Below are 23801 nucleotides of genomic sequence, written 5' to 3' on the forward strand. Positions count from 1 at the left end.
AGGCTTCTTTTTCCTTTTTTTTCTCATGCTTTTTTGAGTGACGGAGTTCCCCCGCCACTTTTGTAACTCAGACCAATCTTTCTAATAAGTTTGGCTGAGTTTTCATCCCGATCCAAAGATTCCCCACATTGGCAGGAATGCCACCGTTCCGATAATTCTTTCGGGACTTTATTGAGGCAATTCCAGCAATGCCCAGATGTGCCCTTTGGGTCAACAAACAAAACGCTTTTACCTAATTTCCAAGCGACATATTTCAGGACGTTGGCGAATTGCCCGTGAGCAGCATCAAGCATGGATTTATTCAAACCGCTTTTAGCTGATTGACCGTTCGGCAAATAAACCAAATTACCATTTTCAATGTCAGTATACGGCTTAGCACGTCTAGTTAGATTTTTGACACTCAAATCCTCAACAACTAAAACATTACATTTACCGAATAGCTCATGTGCCGTTTTGAATTGAAAATCTAGTCGGGATCTAGCTACGAATTGATGGAGTCTGGAAACCTTATCCTTGATAATTTTCCAAGGCTTAGAACCCTTAACTTTTTTAGCTAATTTCACTTGAAGCCTTGCTAGTTTTTCAGCCGACTTCCTCAAAAATCTAGGATTCTCAACTTTTTCACCATTAGAAAGGTAAGCGTAATTAGTAATTCCTAAATCGATACCCAAAGTGTTTTCGACCGTCGGCTGAATTTCTGCAACCGTTACGGGAACCGTCTTATCTTCTAGCGTTAAGGAAATATACCACCCATCCGCTTCTGGGATAACTGTACCCGTCTTGACCTTGAAACCCGTTGGTATTGGACGATGGAACACCATCGGCACTTGACCTATTTTTGCCAGGTCAATACAAATCCTATTTTGCTCGTCCTTAACAATATTTAAATTGTCTAATTGAGGATAAGTAAATGATTTGTAATAGTGAAGCCCCTTAAATCTTGGCTTGCCTCTACGATTGCCATTCTTATCGGGTGTAGTAAAGTTTGAAAAGGAAGTTTCAACTCTGTTGACCACATCTTGCAAAACCTGAGAATCCAACACTTTGTAATCAGGAAACAGTTTTTTTGTGTTTTTCAAGTCAGCAAGTTGAATTGTCTGCCACTGTACATATCCGCCTTCAATGTTTGAGAAAACATCACCTTTTTTAGTCAAAGGATTGCCTGATTCATCCTTTTTCCTGCCATCCCTAGTTTGGACTCTCGTCAAAGGAATATTTCGATAAATCTCCTCAACGGGGACTATCGAAACAATCAAGGGACAAGCGTTTATGGGTGTTCTCGTGGTTTCCCACCACCTGAATCTTTCGCCTAATCGGTAGTTGTACTGCCGCCGACAAAGTTCTAGGTGAGCCACAATCGTTGTTGATTGAGCTTTCGTGGGTTTGAGGCGGTATTTGTAAGTGAGTTGCATTTCTAAACTTCCTGTTTTCGACCTTTGAATAGTATAGTTTATGTACGTCCAAAATGCCACCCCAAAAAATATTATTTCAACACTTGGAAAAAGCATCTAAAATCAAGATGTTCCCGAAGATTGATTCGTGATAGGCGAGCTTAATTGTTGGTTTCCGTTCCTCCACCCAACGCTTCTGGACATCCCTGCGGTAATTTAGTCGGGGTACTTCGCGAGCGCTCAGATTAATCCCCTCTAAATATACCGAGGGACTTCCCGGCTGGGAGTTAAAAATGCGTTAGCGAAGCTGGCCGTAGGCGGCGTTGCTGATTTACGGTATGAAACGCTAAATATGCCCGTCCTAGAAACCACTATCCACAAAGCTTTTGGATTTTAAAGTTATTTTTTTCATACCCTCATTAAGCAACGCCAAGATGTCAAATGGGTTCTATACTACTGCCAGAGTGACAAAACAGGGTTAATCTGACTAAAGCAGGAATTATGCACTTACCCTCCTCTGATTTGTCAGAGGCAACTCTACAATAAACTCACTTCCTTCGCCAACCTGACTGACGCAACGGATCTTGCCACCGTGAGCTTGGACAATTACCTGATAGCACACTGAAAGTCCCAAACCAGTGCCTTTCCCCACAGGTTTAGTAGTAAAAAATGGGTCAAAAATCTTGTCTTGAATTTCCGCAGGAATTCCACTTCCCGTGTCGCGGACAGAGATTGTTACCCAGTCCGGCTCGCTTTGCCAACTGCGGATAGTTAATTCCCCCGGTTTGCTCGTTGACTGCAGCGCATCTAAAGCATTGTCAATCAAATTATAAAATACTTGGTTAATTTGACTGGCATGACATTGGACGGGCGGCAAACGGCCGTATTGCTTGTCTATTTTGATATTGGTTTTTAGCTTATTTTGCAGCATCAAGAAACTGCTTTCTAAACCTTCATTCAAATCTACTGGTTTTAATTCAGCGTGGTCTAAACGAGAAAAATTTCGCAGCGTCATCACGATCGAGCGAATCCTCCCGCTTCCTTCCCGCATTGAATTGAGCAGTTTACCAAAATCTTCTCGAATGTAATCTAGTTCTAGTTCTTCATTGATTCTGACAATTGCTGCCGCTGCTTCCGGGCAGGCATTTCCTGCCACTTCTAGAGCTTCGTTCAAGGCTTTAAAATATTCTTGAGCGTGAAACAAGTTAGCGTGGATGAAATTGTTGGCGTTGTTAATTTCATGAGCAATTCCCGCTACCATTTGCCCCAAACCTGACATTTTTTCGCTTTGAATCAATTGCTGCTGCGCCGATCGCAATTCTTCTAACGCAGCCTGCAACTGCTGGGTTTGAGCTTGAGATTTTACTGCAGCGTCTTGGACTTGGCTGTAAAGTTCTGCTTGCTGAATGGCGATCGCCATTTGGTTGGCTATTTGGGATAGCAACTCCATTTCTTGCCGCTGCCAATTGCGGGTATCCCCGCACTCGTGAGCAATCAGCAAACCCCACAGCCTACCGGGATATTTAGGATTATAGCTTCCGGCTGTGTCGGAGGTATTTTCTTCAGTTCTGGATGTAACTATCGGCACAATCAGATTAGCTTTTACCTGCAAACTATCTAAGAAATCGACATGACAAGGCTCTAAACCAGCATTAAAAATATCATTAATTGCTTTGACTCGCCCTTGCTGGTAAAGATCGGCGTAATCTCCCCGGAAACACTTATCAGCCCCCATATCTCCTAAAATTGAAGGCCAAGGAACAGTCATGTTTTCAACAACAACTTTTCCTTGCCAGTTGTCTTGAAACTGATAGATAATTACTCGATCGCACTGCAAGAGTTGGCGGACTTCCCTCACCGCTGTTTCCAGGATAGTTCCCAGATCCAGGGTACTGCGAATTTGGTTGCCGATCAGCCGTAGCAGCGATTCTCGTTCGGCTTGACGCCTGGTTTTACTGTAGAGTTTGGCTTGATTGATCGCGATCGCCAATTGCGATCCTACCCCTTCTAAAAGCTGCCTTTCCCAATCAGTCCATTCCCGTTCGCGATCGCACTGATGCAAACCAATTATGCCATTCACTTCACCTTGATAGCGAGTAGCTACTGCCAGCATTGACTTAATTTCCAAAGCTTCGGCAATTTTTCTCGTTTGTGGATTTAATCCCGGAAAATCGAGAAACTTCGTCACTGCTAGGGACTCTTGCTGAGACACGACGGCTGCCAAATGCGGGTTGTCACTCATCGGTACTTTCATTCCCAGTTGGATCGGATAGTCCCCCGCGTTGTACTCTCCGCGCGTGACTAAAGTTTTTTCTGTATTTGATTCTTTGACTAAAATGCTCACGCGGCTGGCCTGTAACGCTTGCCCCAGCAATCTGCAGGCCGATGTCAAAATTTCTTCTATGTCAAGTGTACTGCGAATTTCGTTATTAATTTGGTTCAGCAAGTTTGATAACTGAACTTGCTGCTGCATCTGCACGATTAGGGCTTTTTGTTGGTCTACTTCCGGCAGCGAAAGACTTTCTTCCTGCCTCCAATTTTCAGATTCAGGCAACCGCGAAGTTACTCTCTGCCAGGGGTTTTCGTGTTCTTGTATTTTTAAAGACATATTTACTCAGCCGTTGTACAGTATTTTGATTGAGTCGGGTTTTTTAAACCTGTGCTTACCCCGCCAAAAGCCCCATCGCAGCTACCAGGACTTTGGAATATCTTAAGACATTATAAAGGATGCAGCCTGAGCAAAGCAATTATTTGCTTTACAAATATTTATATTTAGCAAGTATGCCCTCTGCAGCCGACAATACTAATTGGTGCGTGGCATGGAACTTGGTCAGATGTCAAATAGAGTTAACCGCCCGTTTAATCGACTAAAATCAATCTAAAATCTATCTTTAGTTCAATGTTTGCGCCGGCTAGCACAACATGGAAAATTCAATTCCCGACAATTTTCGTTCGCCAGCAAGCAGCGACAACATTACTTCTGGATGGACAGGAAAAGCCCAGATTAAAATAGCTTTGGCGATCGGCAATTCCCGGCTGCACTGGGGATTATTTGTGGGCAAAACCCTGGAGAAAACATGGGATACAGACCATCTCAATGCTGATACTGTTTCCCGGCTCTCGGAGCAGGAAAAAGCAGAATATTTAGTGCAAATAGTAATGAGGTCGATCGAGGAAATATCTGCTCAAAATCTCCTTTGTCTTCCTGCTACTCCCGCATTTTCTAGTCCTCACACACTTTCTTTAGTTCCCCTGCCTCTAGTTTTAGCCTCCGTTGTTCCCCAGCAAACAGCAATTTGGCAGAGTTATCCAGATGTCGGGATTATTACTTTAGACCAGTTACCGATCGGGGGTGTCTATCCTACCCTGGGAATTGACAGAGCTTTGGCTGTAATGGGTGCTGGCAACCAATTTGGTTGGCCAGTTTTACTTATAGATGCTGGTACAGCTTTAACATTTACTGGCGCTGATGTCAATAGGTATTTAGTTGGGGGCGCAATTTTACCAGGTTTGGGTTTGCAGTTATCATCGTTAGGTAAAAAAACTGCTGCATTACCTTTAATCAGCCTACCACAAAATCTGCCGCACCGCTGGGCGAAAGACACTGCTGGGGCAATTCAAAGCGGAGTTGTGTATGCGGCGGTGGCAGGAGTTAGGGATTTTATTGAAGATTGGCGGTGTTTGTTTCCTGATAGCAAAATTGCACTCACGGGGGGCGATCGCACTATGCTTTTAAAATACCTCACAGCAGCCTTTCCTGATACAGCCTCCGGCTTAATTGACGCACCAGAGGCTATTTTTTGGGGAATTAGCCTGTTAACTGTTGACTGTTGACTCTTGACTGTTGACTGTTGACTGTTGACTGTTGACTGTTACCAATGCCCAATGCCCAATGCCCTGTTTGCCCAATTCCCTGTTTGCCCAATGCCCTGTTTGCCCAATGCCCAATGCCCAATGCCCAATGCCCAATTCACTTTGCAAACTGGCGAATATATTTAGCAACAACATCCGGGACTTCCTGCGGCAAATTGCTTTCCCCCGGACTGACCAATTGCAGTTCGGCATTAGGAGCCAGAGCAGCATAGGATTGACACAAAGACGAAGCTGCGGGAGTATCTTCAGAACCGTGCAACAGCAAAACAGGCGCTTTCAGCAAAGGCAAATTCTCCTCAACTAATTCCGCTGTAATTTCAGCCCGCCGCCGCCCGAACAGCAACTGCACGGCAACTGGGGACTGCATCAACTGCTGTCTGAACTTTAGCAATCCGTCAATCTTGTTTTGGCTACCCAGCAACTTAGCAATTGGATAGATCGATCGTAGCAACCACAAAGCCAGCGGAGGTTGGCCTATCAGCCAGCTAGCCGTCTGCCACCGCCCCCGCCGGTTGCCAACCTTGACGCCTTCTGGGGCCAACAACACCAAACCCTGAACTCGATCGGGATATTTGATAGCGTAGCTGGTGGCCACCCAGCCGCCCACAGAGTGAGCGATTAAATAAACCTGTCGCAACTTCAAAGTATCGAGGTATTGGGCGAGACATTCTACTTCCATGTCGATCGAATAATGAAGATTTGGGCGTTCCGAGTCGCCAAACCCCAGCAAATCCGGTGCGAAGCAGTGGTAGTAGGGGCTCAAATGTTCGATCGTCCTCAGCCACTGACTGCTGTCGTGCCAAGAACCGTGCAAAAATACTAAATTCGGGCCTTGACCGACTTCGTGCCAAAAGATTTGCCCTACAGAGAGTTTGACCCGAGAATTGCGTAGCGGTGAGTACATCCGGTTAAATATTTAGTAATAAAAAGATGATTAATTTAATGTTCAGAGTTTGTGAATAAAAGTAGGAAAACAGTGAAAATTAATTCCACATTCATAACAGACAACTTTTGACCGCGAGGTAATTTCCGACTTTTCTCAAATTGGGATGCCCCGCCAATTTACGCCACAGTTGTCAAGCCTTGAAAATAGTCCTGTAAGTGTTGGTCGTTATCGTGGCTGAGCGCGCCCTCCGGCAGCGATGCGGGCAAAAAAGCCTCAACCTCGCTGACTTCAAGGGTATCCTGAACTTGCATCTTTCCCTCTACCTCTGCTGCCACCACGATACAAATCGAGTGCAGGCGAGGGTCTCTATCGGCAGCCGAATAAACGCCCACCAAGCGACGGATTTTGACTAAATCGAGTCCTGTTTCCTCCGCTAATTCCCGGCGCACAGTTGTGGGAATATCCTCTCCCCAATCCACCATACCTCCCGGCAGTCCCCAGCGACCGTTGTCGCGGCGGCGAATTAACACAATTCGCCCGTCAGGCAATACGGGAATCACCGCAGCACCAGTGACGGGATGTCGAAAAATCAGTCCCAGCACAGTTTGTACAATTTGCCACAATCGACGCATAAACTCAAAAGCTTGTTTAGGAGAAAGTAAATTAAGACCTCCTAGCTCGCAGCTCCGGAGTCTTAATTTTTAATTTTTCATTCAGGCCAGAGGTCTGGCAAATCTGCTAATATCTCCGCTGCGTGAGATTCTGGTTTGACTTTGCGGTAAACCTTTTCAATCCTACCATCAGGGTCGATCGCGAAGGTCGATCGAGTAATCCCCATAAATTCTTTGCCCATAAACTTTTTGAGTCCGTAACAGCCGTAGGCGGTAGCAACTTCGGCGTTTAAGTCGCACAGCAACGGAAAAGGCAGTTGATATTTAGCTGCAAACTTGGCGTGGGCCCCTGCCCCGTCTGTACTGACGCCGAGGACTGCTATATTGCGCGACTCGTAGTCTAAGTAAATATCGCGAAAACCGCAAGCTTCTTTAGTACAGCCAGGGGTATTGTCCCTAGGGTTGATTAACAGTAAGACTTTTTCTGACATTTGCTAACAATCACTTACATTTGCCTTCGGGTCTTCATGTGATATAGAATGAATTTAGCCACTCAGATGTAGGTGAAAAACCTTGGTAGTACGCAACCGCTATATAAATAAGTTGCCTCTACATTATCAAAGCAAATAATCAGATTGGCGTGGGGCTGTAAGCGATAACCAAGCTGAAGGCAAGAATATAAGTGCTTGTAGAAAATTCTACGGGCATCGGTTGATACGCCTTTGTTGAGATACGATCTCAACTTATGTATTTGTTAGCAAATGTTAGCAAAAAAGTATCGGTAAAAGTAAAGTACAACTCGTCGCCCTCGAAAATCTGCAAGGCTGACGAAATTGCCTTGCGCGTCGGGCAGGCTGAAGAGAGGAGCTATGTCACCGGGATAAATAAGTAGTAGGACACAATTAATTACACAAAAATTTGGGCTACAAGCCTTGTCTAGTAAAGAATCAGCAAAAAATCAGTGTGTAATTAATTCTGTCCAATTACTTAGTCATCAAAAAAAATGGGCGGAGCGAAGCGGAGGGTTCAAACCCCGTCCTTTTAGGAAGGCTTTACCTGAATTTTTGTTAAGATATACCATTTCACACAAGACGTGCTAGTATGTGAAAGAGCGTACTTAAGGTCAGCATGACACTAAAAGCCTTCAGCTATCGATTCTACCCAACGCCGGAACAAGAAAGTTTGTTGCGACGTACTTTGGGTTGTGTTCGTTTGGTCTACAACCGTGCTTTAGCCACAAGAACGGAAGCTTTGTACGCACAACAGAAACGGGTAGGCTATGCTGAGACTTCTTCAATGTTAACCGAATGGAAGAAAACCGAAGAACTAGATTTTCTGAACAAAGTTAGCTGTGTGCCATTACAGCAATGCTTGAGACATTTACAAACGGCTTATACCAACTTTTTTGATGGGCGGGCAAAATATCCTAACTTCAAAAAGAAACGCAATGGTGGTAGTGCAGAATTTACTTTCGTCAGCATTCAAGTTCAAAGATGGACAAGTCTACCTAGCAAAAAGCACAGAAGCGTTACCAATTCGCTGGAGCCGGACACTACCTGATGGTTGCCGACCATCAACAATTACAGTAAAGCTTGCACCATCAGGTAGGTGGTCAGTTTCTCTGCTGGTAGAGGTTGAAATTGAAGCATTACCCAAAACAGATAATCAAGTCGGTATCGACCTCGGAGTTACAAGCTTGCTCACTTTGAGCAACGGCGAAAAGATTGCCAATCCCAAAGAATTCAAGGCAAAGTATCGCAAACTCTTAAGAGCGCAGAAAGCTTTAAGTCGCAAGCAAAAAGGGTCAAACAACCGTCACAAAGCACGGCTTAAAGTAGCGAAAGTGCATCAAGAAATCACTGATGCAAGGAAAGATAATCTTCATAAGCTAACAACACGGTTGGTGCGTGAAAACCAAACCATCGCCGTAGAAAACTTAGCTGTGAAGAATATGGTAAAAAATCCCAAACTTGCCCTTGCAATAAGTGATGCAAGTTGGGCGGAATTAGTCAGACAACTTGATTACAAGTGCGATTGGTACGGTCGCACTTTAATTAAGATTGACCGATGGTTTCCGAGTTCAAAACGGTGTGGCAATTGCGGACATATCGTTGACAAGATGCCGTTGAATATCCGGGAATGGGATTGTCCTAATTGCGGGACGCGCCATGACCGAGATATTAATGCGGCAAAAAATATTTTGGCGGCAGGGCTTGCCGTGTCAGTCTGTGGAGCGACTGTAAGACCTGAACAGAGTAAATCTGTTAAGGCTGGTGCGAAACCCCGTAAGGGACAGAAGCAGAAACCTGAATCGTGAGGTTGAGGAATCCCCGTGCGTTTACGCCTGGGTGGATGTCAATTGTCGTATTTTGTCAAGAGTTTATAGAAATCTTCTGCAAGATTGACTACATTGCGTCCCATCGCACCCAGATTCCCAGCGACTTGAATCCCCGTGTTCTTTTTTCTGGGTCTTGTACCGGGTGTGCTATGATCGTCATCGGTCTAAAATTGAGTATAACTAGCCAACGTAATAACTTAACTGGATTAGTTGAGTGCGTAGTCTCACCTAACGGTGTGGCGGTTTAGCTAGGCAGACAGGAATCCCCACACTATACCGATCAACATACCGATCAAAGGTTAGTGTGGGATCAAAGGCGCGTCAGACTCCTGATTCCACCCCTCCACAATCTCATAAGCATAGCTTATGAGATTGTGGAGGGGTGGACAACGAGACGAACCAATTCCTTTTGATAATATCAGTGGGGCTGGACGTGTTCCTCACTTTAAAACGCCTTAGAGGGAAACGATTGGAGTACCTTGAAGGAAGTTCTCGATCTCCTTAACAGGACTCAGAAGCCTAAACCATATCGCTTGCGATTGTTGTGGCAGCGTCACGAAAGCTAAATTTGAACAAAACCTAGCTACAGAAAGAAAACCGATCGAGTACGGTAGGGCATACCGGAATTTACGCTTGGGGAGAAGACACCTATATTTGGGCGGGAGAAATCCTGTCACAAGCAAGTGAATTCACTGAACCAAGAATCTCAGTCACCAAGAGTGCACAGAGTGTCAAACTTAAGAATCCCCGTGCGTGAAAGCCCGGGGACTGTCAATGTTTATTAGTGAGGTCAGAATGGCTAAGCGCCGCAATCTCAAGAAAGAGAAGGCACAACGAAATCAAGCATACGCTCGCAAGTTTCGCAAGCGGAGAAATCAAGATATGTTCTCCAACAAGAGAAGACGATTTGACGGCGGTAACGGCGGTGGCATGGGCGCCATGAGCGGTGGCGGCAGAGACAAAGACATGGCTGCTGCTGAAGATTAATTGAGTCAGGCTATCTGCCGAACTTAGAACCAGAGTGGAAAACACGATCGTTCTAAGGAGAGATAGCCAGCCGGAATTTGTCCAATAATTCAACGATGTTTAGGCGATTCGATCGCGCGCAGCGATAAGTGATTTTCTCACTTGTTCAAACCCGGTACCCCCGTAACTATTGCGAGCCGCCACCACTTGCTGAGGTGCGATCGCGCTGTAAATGTCTGTCTCAAAGGCTGGGTGCAAGTCTTTCCACTCCTCAAGTGTCAAATCTTTGAGGAGTTTGCCCCCCGAAAGGCAAGTTTTGACGACTTTGCCGACAAGGTTGTAAGCTTCCCGGAAGGGAACGCCTTTGGAGGCCAAGTAGTCGGCTACGTCTGTAGCGTTAGAAAAGTCTTCCGTAACAGCAGCAGCGAGGATCTCGCCATTAAACTCGATTCCTTCGCGCAACAAAATGGTCATTGCTTCCAAGCAACCCTGTACCGTTCTGACGGTATCAAACAAAGCCTCTTTATCTTCTTGCAAATCTTTGTTGTAGGCCAAAGGAAGTCCCTTCACTACTACCAACAAGGCTTGCAAGTTACCGAACACCCGCCCCGCTTTGCCCCGCACCAACTCCGGCACGTCGGGATTTTTTTTCTGGGGCATGATGCTAGAACCCGTAGCGCAGCTATCTTTGAGCGTAATAAATCCAAATTCGTGAGAAGACCACAAAATCATTTCTTCTGACAAGCGGCTCAGGTGTACCATAATCAAGCTGGCTGCAGCGAGAAATTCGATCGCAAAATCTCGATCGCTCACTCCATCTAAGCTATTAGCATAAACCTTGTCAAATTGCAAGAGTTCTGCAGTATAATGTCGGTCGATCGGGAAAGTCGTCCCCGCCAGCGCGCCACAACCCAAAGGCGAAACATTCACCCGCTTGCAGATATCGCCGAGACGTTCCCAATCGCGATCGGTCATTTCAAAATAAGCTAACAGATAATGAGCCAAACTGATCGGCTGAGCGCGCTGCAAATGAGTGTAACCGGGAATTAAAGTTTCCACGTTACGATCGGCAAGATCGAGCAAAACCCCTTGAAATTCCCGTAATTGCTCGCGAATTTCGGCGATGCGATCGCGCAAATACAAGCGAGTATCAGTGCCGGCTTGATCGTTGCGCGATCGGGCAGTGTGCAACTTTTTCCCAGCATCCCCCACAATCTCCGTCAGCCGCTTCTCTACAGCGAAGTGAACGTCTTCTGCATCAACTCCCGGAACAAAAAGTCCTTGGCGGTATTCCCGGCGGATCTGTTCCAAACCATTGACTAACTGTTCGCCTTCGGCTGCGGAAATAATCCCCGTTTTGGCCAGCATTTTAGCGTGAGCGACAGAACCCGTCAAGTCATACTCAATCAATTCAATATCGAAGCCAATACTAGCATTAAATCGGGCGATCGCCGGGTGCAGCGCCGATTCAAATCTTTGACTCCAAGTTTTTTGTTGTGTTGTCATTGCTGAAGCTAAAACTAGATTATATCTCTGTTGCCGAAGTCTATATAAACCGATTTGTAGTAAAGACTTTAGTCTTTCCTCCGGTTTGTAGTCAGCCCTTTAGTCCTCCCAAATTTTGTAAGAAAAAACTCAAGTCCTGACTACAAAGTTTTTATACATCTTTTGACCAGAAAAAACTGAAGTCTTGACTACAAAATTGTGAAACTTTTGCTGCATCAGAAAGAAGTGAAGTTTGGGCGACAAACCTTTTAAATCAGTTACCGATAGCTTCTTCGACAAGAACTCTAACGAAAAATCCCTTTAAAGAACCAGCCAACAAAAATACCTATAAAAAAAGCTCCTATTTGACCAGTGTCAACAAAATTTTTCCAAGCTTTCTGGAAATTCGTAAAAATTTCGTAACTTTGAGCCAAAACCACCGTCGAACTCAAATGAGATTTCACAACTACCACGTGAGCCACATCGTTCCAATTAATCGAACTGGTTAATCCAGCAGTAATTTCCGGCATTAAATTAACTATCATGGTGATTTTCTCCTGCTAAAGGTGTTACCCTCAGTACAACCAGTGTCATGTCATCTTCGTTACGATTGCCGATGCCGATAAACTGGTGTACGCGATCGAACAAATAATCCAAAATTTCTTCAGACTGCTGATAATTTTGACAGGCCCACTGAAAAGCCGAGGTCAAGTTATCCTCATCAAACCGATCGCCCCTTTGATTAGCAGCATCGGTAAATCCGTCTGTGTAATAAATAATAGTATCTCCTGGCTGCAATTGCACGCTTGCTTCTTGGTAATGCGAATCAGCATCCAGCCCAATTAACATTCCCTCCAAAGTATCAAGCTGAAGAATCGAATTAGTTGCAGCTTGCCACAGCAAAGGCGGGTGGTGAGCAGCATTGCTGTAAGCCAAAACGCGAGTTTTCGGGTCATACTCCGAATAAAACAGAGTCACAAAACGGTGGGAATTTTCCAAATCCGCGTGCATAACCCGGTTTAAATGTTGCAAAATTCTCGACGGCGAGTGGCGGTTCAAAACCTCCGCCCGCAGCATACCCCGTGTCATCGTCATCAACAGGCCCGCTGGTACTCCTTTGCCCATCACATCGCCGATGACAATGCTCCAGCGGCCCTTGTCGATTTTGGACTTGAGATTTTTAATTAGGGATGGGGGGCTTTCCCCCTCATTCTCCTTGCCGATCGGGTCATAGTCAGCGGGAATAAAATCATAATAATCTCCGCCGACTCTGCTAGCAGTTTGGCAGCGGGCGGCCACGTCAAGGCCGGGAATTTTCGGACAACTCCGGGGTTGCAGCCGCAATTGAATTTCCGCCCCGATTTCTAACTCTCTGTCTAAGCGGTCTTTTTCCGCCAACTTAACAGTAAGTTCGTCTTTGCAAATAGCCACGGCGGTTTGATCCGCCACCAACCGAACTAATTTCTGTCTGCTGGGAGTCCAGAGATATTGCGGATCACTGCTAAAAACATAAAGCCGTCCCCGTTCCAAATTGTTGACTAAAATTGGCGCCCCAAACAAATGAACATCCGGGCCCAAATAACGACCGACTTGCAAGTCTAGACTAGAAGTTTGCCCAGAGGTTTCCGAAAACGTTCCAGCAGTAGCGCCCGCACCTGCTGTAGCTTGCCTGGTGGCTATTTCCAGCGCTTTTCGCATATCTTGGCACTGCCGTCCTTCCTGACAATGCAACTGCTGGAACCTGACTTGACCGTTGGGTTTGAACAGCACTAAAGCTCCCCCGTCGGCGTCAGTAACGCGAGTCGCCACCAAAGGCACCAACTCCAAAAATTGGTTGAGATTGTTAAAACTTCGCAGGGCAAATCCCAGCGAACCCAACATATCTTGAACATTGTGCTGATATCGGTGCAAACGCGCCACCAGTTCTTTGAGGGCAAATACTGGCGTCGCGTCGGTGGAATTGCGACCCGGAGGGCGGTCAGCAGGTTGAGGTGAGGGGCGAGGCAAAGGCACAGCAGTCATTTTAAATTTGTGATTTTCGATCTTAGACAGAGGAGGAATGATTGAGGACTTATATCAATTCCGGTTGCACCGGAATTATTGTTGACTGTTGACTGTTGACTGTTGACTGTTGACTGTCAGTCGAAGAGCTGAATGATAGTTGAGTATGGACTGTTGATTCGATTTTACAATTCCGATCCTAGCGGAGTTGATATTACGGGCCACTTGAACAGAAACCCGTTTTTTTTCGAGCAAGCAGTTTGGTTTGAGGAAGTAAGTTGGACACTAGGACATTGGTATCAACTTAAGTCGGAAATTCTCAAGAAATCTCGTTTATAGCTTAGTCTAGATACGCCCTAAATCCCCTTAACAAGAAGGGGGACTTTGACCCTTTCCCGTCCCCCCCCACTATTAGGGGGGCGCCAGGGGGATCGGGAAGACTATGCAATCAGACAGCATACTGATACTACATTTGAGCTTATTTTCACACCCTGGCTTTAGCTCGCGCTTTGAGGGCAACCAAGCAATAACAGAACGAAGGTATTGTTTCTAGATATTTAGTTTTTACTCGCCACGGGCGATCGGCGCAAGTCCTGCGATGGTAGTTTGAGGTTAAGGATTTAAGATGTTGAACCTCTGTATCCGCCTCCAAAAATCGGGACGACCACAGATACCTGATCAATCTAAAATCTAAAATCTAAAATCTAAAATCGAGTAGGGCTTCCACAAATTCGTAACTAGAAAACGGGCGCAAGTCTTCGATGCTTTCCCCGACTCCAATAAAGCGGATTGGCAGACCAAGCTGCTGCACTACGGCTAGGGCAACACCACCTTTAGCAGAACCGTCGAGTTTTGTCAATACTACTCCGCTTAATTTTGCCGATTCTGCGAACACTTCTGCCTGTCGCAAACCATTTTGACCTAGTGTCGCATCCAAGACCAGTAGAGATTCTACGGTAGCGCCTGGGGCTTTCTTATCTACAATGCGACGGATTTTACTTAATTCGTCCATCAGATTTTTTTTGTTTTGCAGGCGGCCTGCGGTGTCTACGATCAGGAGTTCTGTGCCGCGGGCGCTGGCGGCGGCGATCGCATCAAACACGACAGCAGCCGGATCGGTATTTTTCCCTGGGTTGGCAATAATTTCGACCCCACTGCGGGAGCCCCAAACTTTCACCTGTTCGACGGCGGCGGCACGGAAAGTGTCGGCGGCAGCAATCAGGGTTTTGTAGCCGGATTTTTGGGCAATGTGGGCCAGTTTGCCGATCGTCGTAGTTTTGCCCGCACCGTTGACTCCTACGATTAACCAGATGTTAAAAGTGTCTTTTTCCGGGGCAAATGTCAGGCTGTAGGCGGGATTACCGGCGGCGGTTTCGGCACAGGGAGCGTCCAGAATGTCGCGCAGGATGGTTTTCAGGTAGGCTAGAGCCTGTTCTGGCGGCAGCACTTCTTGTTTGAGTCTTTCTTGGAGGCGAGTGATAATGATGTCGGTGGCTGCGACTCCGACATCGGCTTGTAGGAGCAAAGTCTCAATTTCGGCTACTGCGTCTTGATTGAGCGGGCCTTGACCGACGATCGCCTTTAGTTGATTAATTAAGCTGCGGCGAGTTCTTTCTAAGCCTTTCCGCAGTTTTTGCAGCCAAGTGATTTCTTCAACTGATACTTGGTCTGGGCGGCGGCCTTGACTGGCTAAGATTTCTGAAGACCACAGGAAGCCTTCGTCAAAGGCGAAACCGGGAATTTCTTCGATAATTGCCGCTCTCTCGGCGGCGGCTGCAATTACGTCGGGTTCTTCAATTGCGGTTTCTTTGAGGCGTTCGATGCGCTCCATGCGATCGGCCTGAGCTCTGGCCCAAAACGGCAGGGCTTCCCCTGCTTCGCCGTCGGATGCGAGTGATTCGGTTTCTACAACCTCGGTTGCAGGTTCGGCAATTTCTATATTTTCTGCTGTAACTTCTAATTGTTGAGCTATAGGTGCAATGTCGATCGCCCCGGCTGTTGGTTGCAGAGTTTCTGCAATTTCTGCGGGCGTTGCTGCATCGAGTTCTATCGCCTCGGTAGCTTCAACTGTTGCTGGTGCTGCAACTTCTGGAACTTCTGCAACAGTTGCTGCTGTGGGTGCTGGTTCAAGTTCGATCGGCTCGGTTGCTTCAATAGTCGCCGGTTCTGCAACTTCTTCAACTGTCGCGATTTCTGCTTCGGCTGCTGGAACATCCGGCGCTGCTGTCTCGGAAACTTCTGTTTCGGGTTTTTGCTGTTTTTGAATATTTTTGTAAGCAGCTTTTGCCCAATTAAGATAATCTTCCGCTACAGCAGGAGAACCTTGCTCGGTTGCATCTGTTTGAGGCTCAACCGGTGCGGATTTTGCCGACTCATCTTGCTGCTGTTCGGGGGTTGCCTCTGTTTCAGAAGATTTATTTTCGCTGTACTGGCGACGAAACCAATTAAATACCATAGGAAATTGGGAATAGAGAATAGTTATTAGTCATTAGTCCTCAGTCCCTAGTGTAGAGCCGATTGCCGATTGCCAATCACTAATGACCAATGACTACTGACTAAGGACTATAGTTATTAGTCCTTAGTCCTCAGCCCCTAGTGTAGAGCCGATTGCCGATTGCCAATCACTAATGACCAATGACTGCTGACTAAGGACTACTGACTAAGGACTATAGTTATTAGTCATTAGTCCTCAGTCCCTAGTGTAGAGCCGATTGCGGATTGCCAATCACTAATGACCAATGACTGCTGACTAAGGACTACTGACTAAGGACTAGGGACTAACAACTTCTGCGTTGATTTTATCGACTACTCGGCGGAGGACTCCGTTGATGAAGCGATGTCCTTCGTCGCCGCTGTAGCGTTTTGCGAGTTGGACGGCTTCGTTGACGCTGACTTGTTCGGGTAAGCCGAGATATAGCATTTCGGCGATCGCGATTCTCATGATATCTCGATCGATCCGGGGCAACCGTTCTATTTGCCAGTCTACAAGGGCTTCCGAGAGCAATTCATCAATTTGAACACGGTTGGCGCTGACTTTCGTCAGGATTTGCAAAGCGTAGGTGCGGACATCTTGCTGGTTGGCTAGCTGGATCAGTTCTGGAAACTCCATTGCTGAACCGAGACGGTTGATGGCGGTTTGGGTGAGTTCCACTGCTTCCCGCACCATTGCTCTAGCACTTTGTATATCGGCGGCACGGATTTCGCTGGCAAGCAGTTTGTCGCTACTCCGCTGCACTTCGGATGCTGCTGCTTCTAGGGATTCTTGAACTTCTGTTGTCAGGGTGCGGATGGCGGCGAGGAGAACATCTTGCAGTTTCTTGGCTTCTAAGAGTTCTGGATTCGTAGGCAGTTGGCTGATGCCGAGGAGTGCGAGTTCGCGTGCTGTTTCGCGGGCTTTTTTCATAATTTTTAGATAGGGATTGAGAATTTAGGAAGTTTTTCGATCGCGCGCGGACTTGAACTTTAGCAGAAAACTCGACTAAAAGCGGTACAAAACCAGCCGTCTGACTCGCCAGCGGCGGGTAGTTTACAGATACTTCGCTGTCAAACCCAAGATTTATGCTCGAAACCGGGTTTCTGAGTATAGGCTTTCTCGGTTTGGGCTGGTTTTGTCGAAATATTATCTGCTATGGGGAAAGTTTACACGGCCTTACCAGAAAGAATTGGTTTAAAGCCCCAAGCCTGATCGGGAGAAATTAAAAGAAGACTATTCATTACTCCAATCCTCTTCCTTCCAGCTAGAGGTCGCCCTTTTGCGGTCAACTGTCAACTGTCAACTGTCAACTGTCAACTGTCAACTGAAGGGCCACTAAAGATGTCTTGGTTTAGTCTTCTTCGACTGGGACAGCCTGGTATCTTGATTCGGATACCAAGGGTTCGAGTGTTTTGCCCTTGATGTTTTCGGGGTTTACTGGAACTGAGTTGCTGGGGTTGACGATGCCGCCGGAGATGATGACTTTAAAGGCATCTTCGATCGACATTGACAAATTGACTAAATCTGCTTCCGGGACTATAGCGTACCATCCGGTGGTGGGGTTGGGAGTGGTGGGGATGAAAATGCCGATGGGGGTTTCACCGGAAAGGTGAGGTGGGATGTCGTTACTCTCGATCGTACCGGTCACAAATGCTAAAGTCCAGATTCCCCGCCGGGGATATTCCACTAACACCACGCGGCGAAATTTGTCGTTTGATTTGAGGAGGGTTCCCAGCAGTTGTTTGAGGGTTTTGTAAACCGAACCGGCTAGGGGAATTGCCTGCAACAGCCGTTCGCCAAAGTCTAGCAGCCACTTGCCGAAAATGTTGCGGGCCATTAAGCCGATGACTAAAATGCTCAGCAGGGGTACAGCCAGCCCTACTAAAAGATTTAGCAGATTCACCAAAATCGGGTGGAGTCCGTCAAAAGGGTTGATCTGCTTGGGAATTTTGGTGAGAAAATTGATCACCCAACTGGCGATGGTAATTGTCAGCCAGATGGTTGTAGCTAAGGGTATCACTACCAATAGTCCTGCGATCAGGTCGTTTTTTAAGTCTTGTTTGATGCGTTGGAGCACGGCGGGTCAAATCTCCTCGTAACTGGTTCCCAATAACCTGAATAAAGCTGAGACTAAAGCAACTGCACGGGCTTTACTGGATGTCACCATAGACGATCGTCTTCAATTCTGCTAAACCCTACCCTTTCTGAGGGGGAAGAGTTAGGGATCGCCGGTGCTGTACCTCTATTTTAAAGAATTATTGCAAGTTGGCGCTTGGTTTTAATATATGCGAGCTGTGCAGCAGATCACCGTATTGTATATTTTAAGACACTTTGGGTCGGTTCAATCAATAAGCCGATCGGTCTGAGACAGCCTGGGAGTGCGAGTGTAGCGAGTCCAGACAAATTTTCTGGGATTTGTATAGGAAATTAATTGGTCGATCGAGCTTTCTCAGATTTTCGGTGGGGTGGAACTTCGTTTTACTTATATCTTGCACCATTTTCCATAAGCTTTTTAGGGACGGGCAGGATGCCCATCCCACAATCAAATTCACTCTTTGTGGAACAGGCATCTTGCCTGTTCTCGAAAAAGGTGCAACATAGGAGTTTTACCGAATTCAGGGGAATCTCTGCAGGTTGAGTTCAGTGTCTCTGCAACAATCTATCTTTAGATAGATGCAGCATGAATATTGTTAGTAAGTAGTGTTTAATTTTTGAGGGGCGACGGCGATCGACAAGCCAACTGTTGGCCCGGTTGCAAGTATTGCATGGTAGGCAAATCCCGCAAAAAGTAAAGCAGACAGACCAGGAACTTTGACTTTTTTTGACAGGATCGATCGATATTCAGGAAATAAGGGGAGAATTCAAGGGAATTGGAGTTTGAGAGGAGCGACAAAACAATATAGAATTAACATGGGCATCACTACAAAAAAATAATCTGCCAAACGAGGTAGCAGTAGTTAGTAGCAAGCGAGATAAATTACTACATAGCTAGTTGTTTCTAGCCAGAAGCGCGAAACTATTTGTTCAACAGGGTATAGCTAAACGGTTGCATAGAAGCAAGACTCCAGCGGTGCCGATTCCTGGGACGCAGACGAAAGTTAAGGAAAAACAAGCGTACTAGCCAATCAAGTCAGAGGGGGGATTTACCTCGCGGCAAGCAGCAATAGACTTGATGAGAAGTTAGGATTGAGATGTGAATGCTCAACTCATGAAACCAATTGATTTTTACATTTTTTTAAGCGATTCAAAACGCAAGACTTTTTTGGGCTTCACTTAAAGCCGCAGCCAGATCAAATTTTGTATCCGAGAATTAATATTTAAGTAAAAGGAATTTTTGTGAAAACGCTCAATATCCTCTTAGTAGAAGACAGTCCCCTAGATGCCGAACTGATTGAGGCATATCTAATGGATGGCGGGCTCCAATTTTCTCTGGTGTGTGTGGAAAATCGAGAAGACTTTGCCACGGCGCTGGAAAAACAACGTTTTGACATTATTTTGGCAGATTATATGCTGCCTTGTTTTAACGGGATAGCTGCGCTGGAAATCGCCCACACTACTTGTCCGGGAGTGCCGTTTATTTTTGTGTCGGCTACTTTGGGCGAGGAAGTGGCGATCGAAACTTTGAAAAGCGGCGCTACTGATTATGTTCTCAAACGCCGTTTGATACGCCTGGTGCCGTCGATTGAGCGGGCCCTGCGGGAAGTTCAAGAACGGAACGAGCGCAAGCAAGCCGAAGCACAGCAGCAGGAAAGCGAAGCTCGATTTCGGATTATGGCAGATACCGCGCCGGTAATGATTTGGATGTCGGACACTGACCAACTTGGCGATTACTTTAACAAAGTTTGGCTGGAGTTTACCGGTAGAACTTTGGCGCAAGAAATGGGCACGGGTTGGATGGAAAACTTGCACCCTGATGACTTGCCAGAATGTTTGGATATTTACCAAAAAGCCTTCGACGCTGGCAGCGAGTACCGGCTCGAATGCCGGCTGAGACGCTATGACGGGGAATACCGCTGGGTTTTGGGTACAGGCGTACCCCGGTACAGGCCCGATCGCACTTTTGCAGGTTACATCGGTTCTTACATCGATATTAGCGATCGGAAACAGGCAGAACAAGAACGCGCTGCTGCTTTGTCCCGCGAACAAGCAGCGAGGTTGCAAGCAGAAGAAACAGCTAAAGCGCTGCAATCGGCAAACGATCAAATTACTAACATTCTCGAAAGCATTACCGATGCTTTTATCGCAGTAGATTTAAATTGGAACTATACCTATGTCAACCAGAAAGCTCAAGAGCTTTTAGGCAAGTCACAAGCTGAACTGATCGGTAAAAATGTTTGGGAGATATTTCCCTGGGCGGTCGATTTACAGTGTTACAAAATGGCTGCCAAAGCATTAGCAGAAAATGTAACGGTCGAGTATGAAGAATTCGTGCAGCTATGGAATAAGTGGTTGAAGGTTCGTTTTTATCCTTCGGATTCTGGTTTGTCGGCTTACATTCAAGACGTTAGCGATCGCAAGCAAGCAGAAGCTGCATTCAAAGCTAGCGAAGAAAAGCTGAGAATGTTGGTCGAAGCTAACTTGATCGGCATTATGTTCGGGGATGTTAACGGCCGTATCATGGAGGCCAACGATGAATTTTTGCGAATAGTTGGTTACACGCGGGAACAGTTGCAGCGCGGGGAATTAAACTGGATTGAGAGCACGCCGCCGGAGTACCAGTCTCTCGACGAGAAGGGGATTGCAGAGGCACAAGAAACGGGAGTTTGCACTCCCTACGAAAAGGAATTCTGGAGGAGAGACGGTAGCCGGATTCCGGTGCTGATCGGATATGTTTTGCTGGCGCAAAAGCGACAAGAATCTGTGGCTTTTATTCTCGATTTGACGGTTGGCAAGCAGTTGGAAAGAGAACTGCACGATCGAGCCGAGGAATTGGCGCGGGCGAACCGGATTAAAGACGAGTTTCTAGGAACTTTGTCCCACGAATTGCGGACGCCGCTGAATGCGATGCTGGGATGGGCGCAACTGCTGCGAAACCGCAAGTTTGACGAAAAAACGACTGTTCGCGCTCTGGAAACGATCGACCGCAATACGCGCTCGCTGGCAACTCTGATCGACGATTTGCTGGACGTGTCGCAGATTATTACCGGGAAATTGTCGCTGAATTTGCGGTGGGTGGATGTGATTTCGACTGTTGAGGCTGCGATAAATACTCTCGCGCCCGCGATTGGGGCAAAAAATATTGAAATTGTGACGGATTTCGACCCAACTGTGGGGCGGATTTGTGGCGATGCCGGCCGCTTGCAACAGGTGGCGTGGAATTTGCTGTCGAATGCGATTAAGTTTACTCCCGATGGCGGACAGGTGAGGGTGGCGGTGCGGAAGGTGGAGGGGACGATGGCCCGTGAGGAATCCGCTTGCTGTAAAAATTTGTCGCCCGCTTGTGTGGAAATTGAGGTCAGCGACACGGGACAAGGGATTTCACAAGAGTTTTTGCCCCATGTTTTCGAGCGGTTCAGCCAAGCTGACAGCTCTATAAGGCGATCGTACAACGGATTGGGTTTGGGTTTGGCGCTAGTGCGTCATTGTGTGGAAATGCACGGGGGGACGGTGCAAGCGGCATCGGCTGGGAAGGGACAGGGAGCGAGCTTTTTGGTGAGATTGCCAATTAAACAGCCGCGTGGCGACGGCGGATTTTCTGTTTCCGGGTCGGGGGAGTTTGGGGCTCCTCAAAGCCAGACGCCAGCCGCTGTAAAGGAGTCTTTTGTCAGCAGCAATCTTTCGGGAGTGCGGGTGTTGGTGGTCGATATCGACGCTGATTCCCTCGATTTTACCTGTACAGTGCTCGAAGATTGCGGGGCCTTGGTGGAGACCGCTAGGTCGGGAATCGAAGCCCTGGAGGCGATTGAAAGGCTGAATCCAGATGTGTTGGCGATCGATATCGAGATGCAGGCCCCTGATGGAGAGGCTTTGCTGCAGCAAGTGCGATCGCGGATGGTGGACAGGGAGATTCCGGCGTTGGCGTTTACGGCGGTTGGTAGGGTAGAGGAACGGGTACGGGCACTGCAGCAAGGTTTTCAAATTTACGTGCCCAAGCCGATCGAGCCTGCTGAGTTGGTGGCGGTGGTGGCAAGTTTGGCGGCGCGATCGAACGATTTTAGATTTTAGATTTTAGATTGACTCCGCGATGACCGATGTCGTAACTACACATCAATTTTCTTGGATTCGAGCGATCGCTCGAATCCAAGAAAAACTTTTTTTAGTATTAATCAGAATTAGAGCTAATTTGTCAAGCCCCAAAAGTTATAAATTTAATTTAGATCACAGTCTGTAGTTTTTGATACTGATAGCAGTTTCTAAAAGGAATGCAACTGTAGAAAAGTTTCAAACCCTGATAATCATCAGCAGTCCGACTTCTAAAATCTAAAACCTAAAATCTAAAATTGTATGAGGTTCAGGGACGATCGCCCTTAACAGTCTCTCCTCAAATATCAAGTTCACAACTGGGTGCTTCATTAAGCCAGGGAGTGAATCACAATTAACCTCATTTGTCATACCCCAAAAGTTATAGATTTAATTTAAGTCAAAGTTTTTAGCTTTTGATCATAGGTGCAGGGACGATCGCCCCTAACAGTATCTCCTCAAATATCAAGTTCAGCAACGAGATGCTTCATTAGAAAAATATTCGGCCGGCGTAAATGCTTATAACACTCCTCTATTGCCCGCCGTGCAATGATTTTTTCGTTCTTGGATGTGGACTCGTCGCCCGATTCCCACTATCGACGACTAGATACCAATTGCACCCGACCGGCATCCATTTCATCCATTAATAACTCTAAAGCCTCATAATCAATATCCGAGATGTACCCCAAACGGGTGAGCTCGTAATTGATTTCGTTTTCAATGTCAGGCGTCAACTGCTTAATGTAGAGGGCTTTTTCTACAAGTTGACGAATAGCATGAGTTGCTTGCATAGTAAGTCGGAGAACTCCGTACAGTTTTATTCTCCTCTAAACTGTCGAGCAAACAGGTGATCTAGATCAGAACTAATAAGTGATTTAAATTACATTGTTCAGTTTTATCTAACAGCTACGGCAAAGTCAATCGCAATTTTTATAGTTGCCAAGACTAAACCTACAGGCATAAATAAAAAATCGTATAGTAGCTTACGTTTCCTCCCCAAATCTTACGCAAAACTTCATAAAAAAGAGTCAATAAATAAAGATTCAGTAAAACTACTGACAACAACTGGTCAGTTTGCCTCAAATTAAGTTAGGCTCAGAGTAATCAAGTAGGTTTAGGCTTACATCCGTCCAGCGCAGTAGTTGAAAATACGTAGCAATCATAGGTTTGACATATGCAGACACTTCTTGCCCATAAACCAATTACGGTGATTCGACCCCTAGACTACCTGAATGCAGCCACCTGCGAAGAATTCGGACGGCAACTAGCGACAGCAATTGCAGCCCCCGGAGTTGTAGCGGTACTCGTAGATTTGGCCGAAGTAAAATTTATTGACAGTGCAGGTTTGATGGCATTGGTTTCGGGCCTCAAGCAGGCGAAAAAAATGGGGCGCAGGTTTAGTCTTTGCTCGGTATCCCCTGGGATTAAGATGATTCTGGAACTCAGCCAACTCGATCGAGTTTTTGAGATATTTGAAAATGTCGATAGCTTTGATGCCGAAAACTCCTGCGTAAAACAACACTGTTGACATACTCACCGCCCTAAAAGTGCGGTGATTCTTGACACTTCACTGACTGACGCAACCGAAGTCGTCTTA

The 23801-nt window shown here is 46.5% G+C and carries 20 protein-coding genes and 1 pseudogene; 7 read left to right on the forward strand and 14 right to left on the reverse strand.

The window, feature by feature from the left end; genetic code table 11:
- Nucleotides 1-23: 23 nt before the first annotated feature.
- A complete protein-coding gene (locus QUA00_RS30835; RefSeq protein WP_333412229.1) occupies nucleotides 24-1412 on the reverse strand; it encodes a transposase in 1389 nt (462 codons plus the stop codon).
- A gap of 478 nt (nucleotides 1413-1890) precedes the next feature.
- Nucleotides 1891-3999 carry a GAF domain-containing protein gene (locus tag QUA00_RS30840; RefSeq protein ID WP_333412230.1) on the reverse strand — a complete coding sequence of 703 codons (2109 nt, stop codon included), beginning with the start codon at nucleotides 3997-3999 and terminating at the stop codon, nucleotides 1891-1893.
- Between the two features lie 119 nt (nucleotides 4000-4118).
- On the opposite strand from QUA00_RS30840, the gene QUA00_RS30845 reads away from it, so the two are divergent.
- Nucleotides 4119-4262 (forward strand): hypothetical protein, encoded by a 144-nt coding sequence (locus QUA00_RS30845; RefSeq protein ID WP_333181253.1) that lies wholly within the window; start codon nucleotides 4119-4121, stop codon nucleotides 4260-4262.
- A 51-nt stretch (nucleotides 4263-4313) separates the two neighbouring features.
- A complete protein-coding gene (locus QUA00_RS30850; protein ID WP_333412231.1) occupies nucleotides 4314-5225 on the forward strand; it encodes a pantothenate kinase in 912 nt (303 codons plus the stop codon).
- A 136-nt stretch (nucleotides 5226-5361) separates the two neighbouring features.
- Here QUA00_RS30850 and QUA00_RS30855 read toward each other — a convergent pair whose 3' ends face one another.
- From QUA00_RS30855 to QUA00_RS30870, 4 genes are all read right to left on the reverse strand, one after another.
- Nucleotides 5362-6168: an alpha/beta hydrolase gene (locus tag QUA00_RS30855; protein WP_333412232.1), complete on the reverse strand. Its 807-nt coding sequence runs from the start codon at nucleotides 6166-6168 to the stop codon at nucleotides 5362-5364.
- 158 nt (nucleotides 6169-6326) lie between these two features.
- Nucleotides 6327-6782 (reverse strand): NUDIX hydrolase, encoded by a 456-nt coding sequence (locus tag QUA00_RS30860; protein ID WP_333103515.1) that lies wholly within the window; start codon nucleotides 6780-6782, stop codon nucleotides 6327-6329.
- A 77-nt stretch (nucleotides 6783-6859) separates the two neighbouring features.
- On the reverse strand, nucleotides 6860-7252 hold the full coding sequence (locus QUA00_RS30865) for a peroxiredoxin (protein ID WP_333412233.1): 393 nt from the start codon (nucleotides 7250-7252) through the stop codon (nucleotides 6860-6862).
- Between the two features lie 263 nt (nucleotides 7253-7515).
- Nucleotides 7516-7668 (reverse strand): redoxin domain-containing protein, encoded by a 153-nt coding sequence (locus QUA00_RS30870; RefSeq protein WP_333412239.1) that lies wholly within the window; start codon nucleotides 7666-7668, stop codon nucleotides 7516-7518.
- A 221-nt stretch (nucleotides 7669-7889) separates the two neighbouring features.
- Between QUA00_RS30870 and QUA00_RS30875 the strand changes: the two are divergent.
- Together QUA00_RS30875 and QUA00_RS30880 are read left to right on the forward strand one after the other, a co-directional pair.
- Nucleotides 7890-9078, forward strand: a pseudogene (locus tag QUA00_RS30875) (RNA-guided endonuclease InsQ/TnpB family protein).
- A gap of 816 nt (nucleotides 9079-9894) precedes the next feature.
- Complete coding sequence (locus QUA00_RS30880; protein WP_190738786.1) at nucleotides 9895-10086, forward strand: hypothetical protein; 192 nt, start codon at nucleotides 9895-9897, stop codon at nucleotides 10084-10086.
- Nucleotides 10087-10185: 99 nt separating this feature from the next.
- Here QUA00_RS30880 and argH read toward each other — a convergent pair whose 3' ends face one another.
- The 3 genes from argH to QUA00_RS30895 all read right to left on the reverse strand — a co-directional run bounded on the left by argH (nucleotide 10186) and on the right by QUA00_RS30895 (nucleotide 13572).
- Nucleotides 10186-11571: an argininosuccinate lyase gene (gene argH, locus QUA00_RS30885; protein WP_333412234.1), complete on the reverse strand. Its 1386-nt coding sequence runs from the start codon at nucleotides 11569-11571 to the stop codon at nucleotides 10186-10188.
- A gap of 284 nt (nucleotides 11572-11855) precedes the next feature.
- Entirely contained in the window at nucleotides 11856-12095 is a 240-nt protein-coding gene (locus QUA00_RS30890; protein WP_333141460.1) for a hypothetical protein, read from the reverse strand.
- A complete protein-coding gene (locus tag QUA00_RS30895; protein ID WP_333141458.1) occupies nucleotides 12085-13572 on the reverse strand; it encodes a PP2C family protein-serine/threonine phosphatase in 1488 nt (495 codons plus the stop codon). The genes QUA00_RS30890 and QUA00_RS30895 overlap by 11 nt, the downstream gene beginning before the upstream one ends.
- A 132-nt stretch (nucleotides 13573-13704) precedes the next feature.
- Here QUA00_RS30895 and QUA00_RS30900 point away from each other — a divergent pair, with 132 nt between their 5' ends.
- On the forward strand, nucleotides 13705-13890 hold the full coding sequence (locus QUA00_RS30900) for a hypothetical protein (protein WP_333141456.1): 186 nt from the start codon (nucleotides 13705-13707) through the stop codon (nucleotides 13888-13890).
- A gap of 358 nt (nucleotides 13891-14248) precedes the next feature.
- Here QUA00_RS30900 and ftsY read toward each other — a convergent pair whose 3' ends face one another.
- The 4 genes from ftsY to QUA00_RS30920 form a co-directional block, all read right to left on the reverse strand.
- A complete protein-coding gene (gene ftsY, locus QUA00_RS30905; protein ID WP_333412235.1) occupies nucleotides 14249-16006 on the reverse strand; it encodes a signal recognition particle-docking protein FtsY in 1758 nt (585 codons plus the stop codon).
- A gap of 315 nt (nucleotides 16007-16321) precedes the next feature.
- Complete coding sequence (gene nusB, locus QUA00_RS30910; protein WP_333103525.1) at nucleotides 16322-16954, reverse strand: transcription antitermination factor NusB; 633 nt, start codon at nucleotides 16952-16954, stop codon at nucleotides 16322-16324.
- 421 nt (nucleotides 16955-17375) lie between these two features.
- On the reverse strand, nucleotides 17376-18101 hold the full coding sequence (locus QUA00_RS30915) for a DUF502 domain-containing protein (protein WP_333141452.1): 726 nt from the start codon (nucleotides 18099-18101) through the stop codon (nucleotides 17376-17378).
- A gap of 268 nt (nucleotides 18102-18369) precedes the next feature.
- Nucleotides 18370-18594, reverse strand: coding sequence for a hypothetical protein (locus QUA00_RS30920; protein WP_333412236.1), 225 nt, complete (start codon nucleotides 18592-18594; stop codon nucleotides 18370-18372).
- Between the two features lie 766 nt (nucleotides 18595-19360).
- Here QUA00_RS30920 and QUA00_RS30925 point away from each other — a divergent pair.
- Entirely contained in the window at nucleotides 19361-22189 is a 2829-nt protein-coding gene (locus QUA00_RS30925; protein ID WP_333412237.1) for a PAS domain S-box protein, read from the forward strand.
- A gap of 608 nt (nucleotides 22190-22797) precedes the next feature.
- On the opposite strand, the gene QUA00_RS30930 is transcribed toward QUA00_RS30925, so the two are convergent.
- Nucleotides 22798-22995, reverse strand: a complete 198-nt coding sequence (locus QUA00_RS30930; protein WP_015176637.1) for a hypothetical protein — start codon at nucleotides 22993-22995, stop codon at nucleotides 22798-22800.
- Nucleotides 22996-23378: 383 nt separating this feature from the next.
- On the opposite strand from QUA00_RS30930, the gene QUA00_RS30935 reads away from it, so the two are divergent.
- A complete protein-coding gene (locus QUA00_RS30935) occupies nucleotides 23379-23732 on the forward strand; it encodes an STAS domain-containing protein (protein ID WP_333412238.1) in 354 nt (117 codons plus the stop codon).
- Nucleotides 23733-23801: the final 69 nt, after the last annotated feature.

It is taken from the genome of Microcoleus sp. T2B6 (assembly GCF_036700475.1).
GTDB lineage: Bacteria > Cyanobacteriota > Cyanobacteriia > Cyanobacteriales > Microcoleaceae > Microcoleus.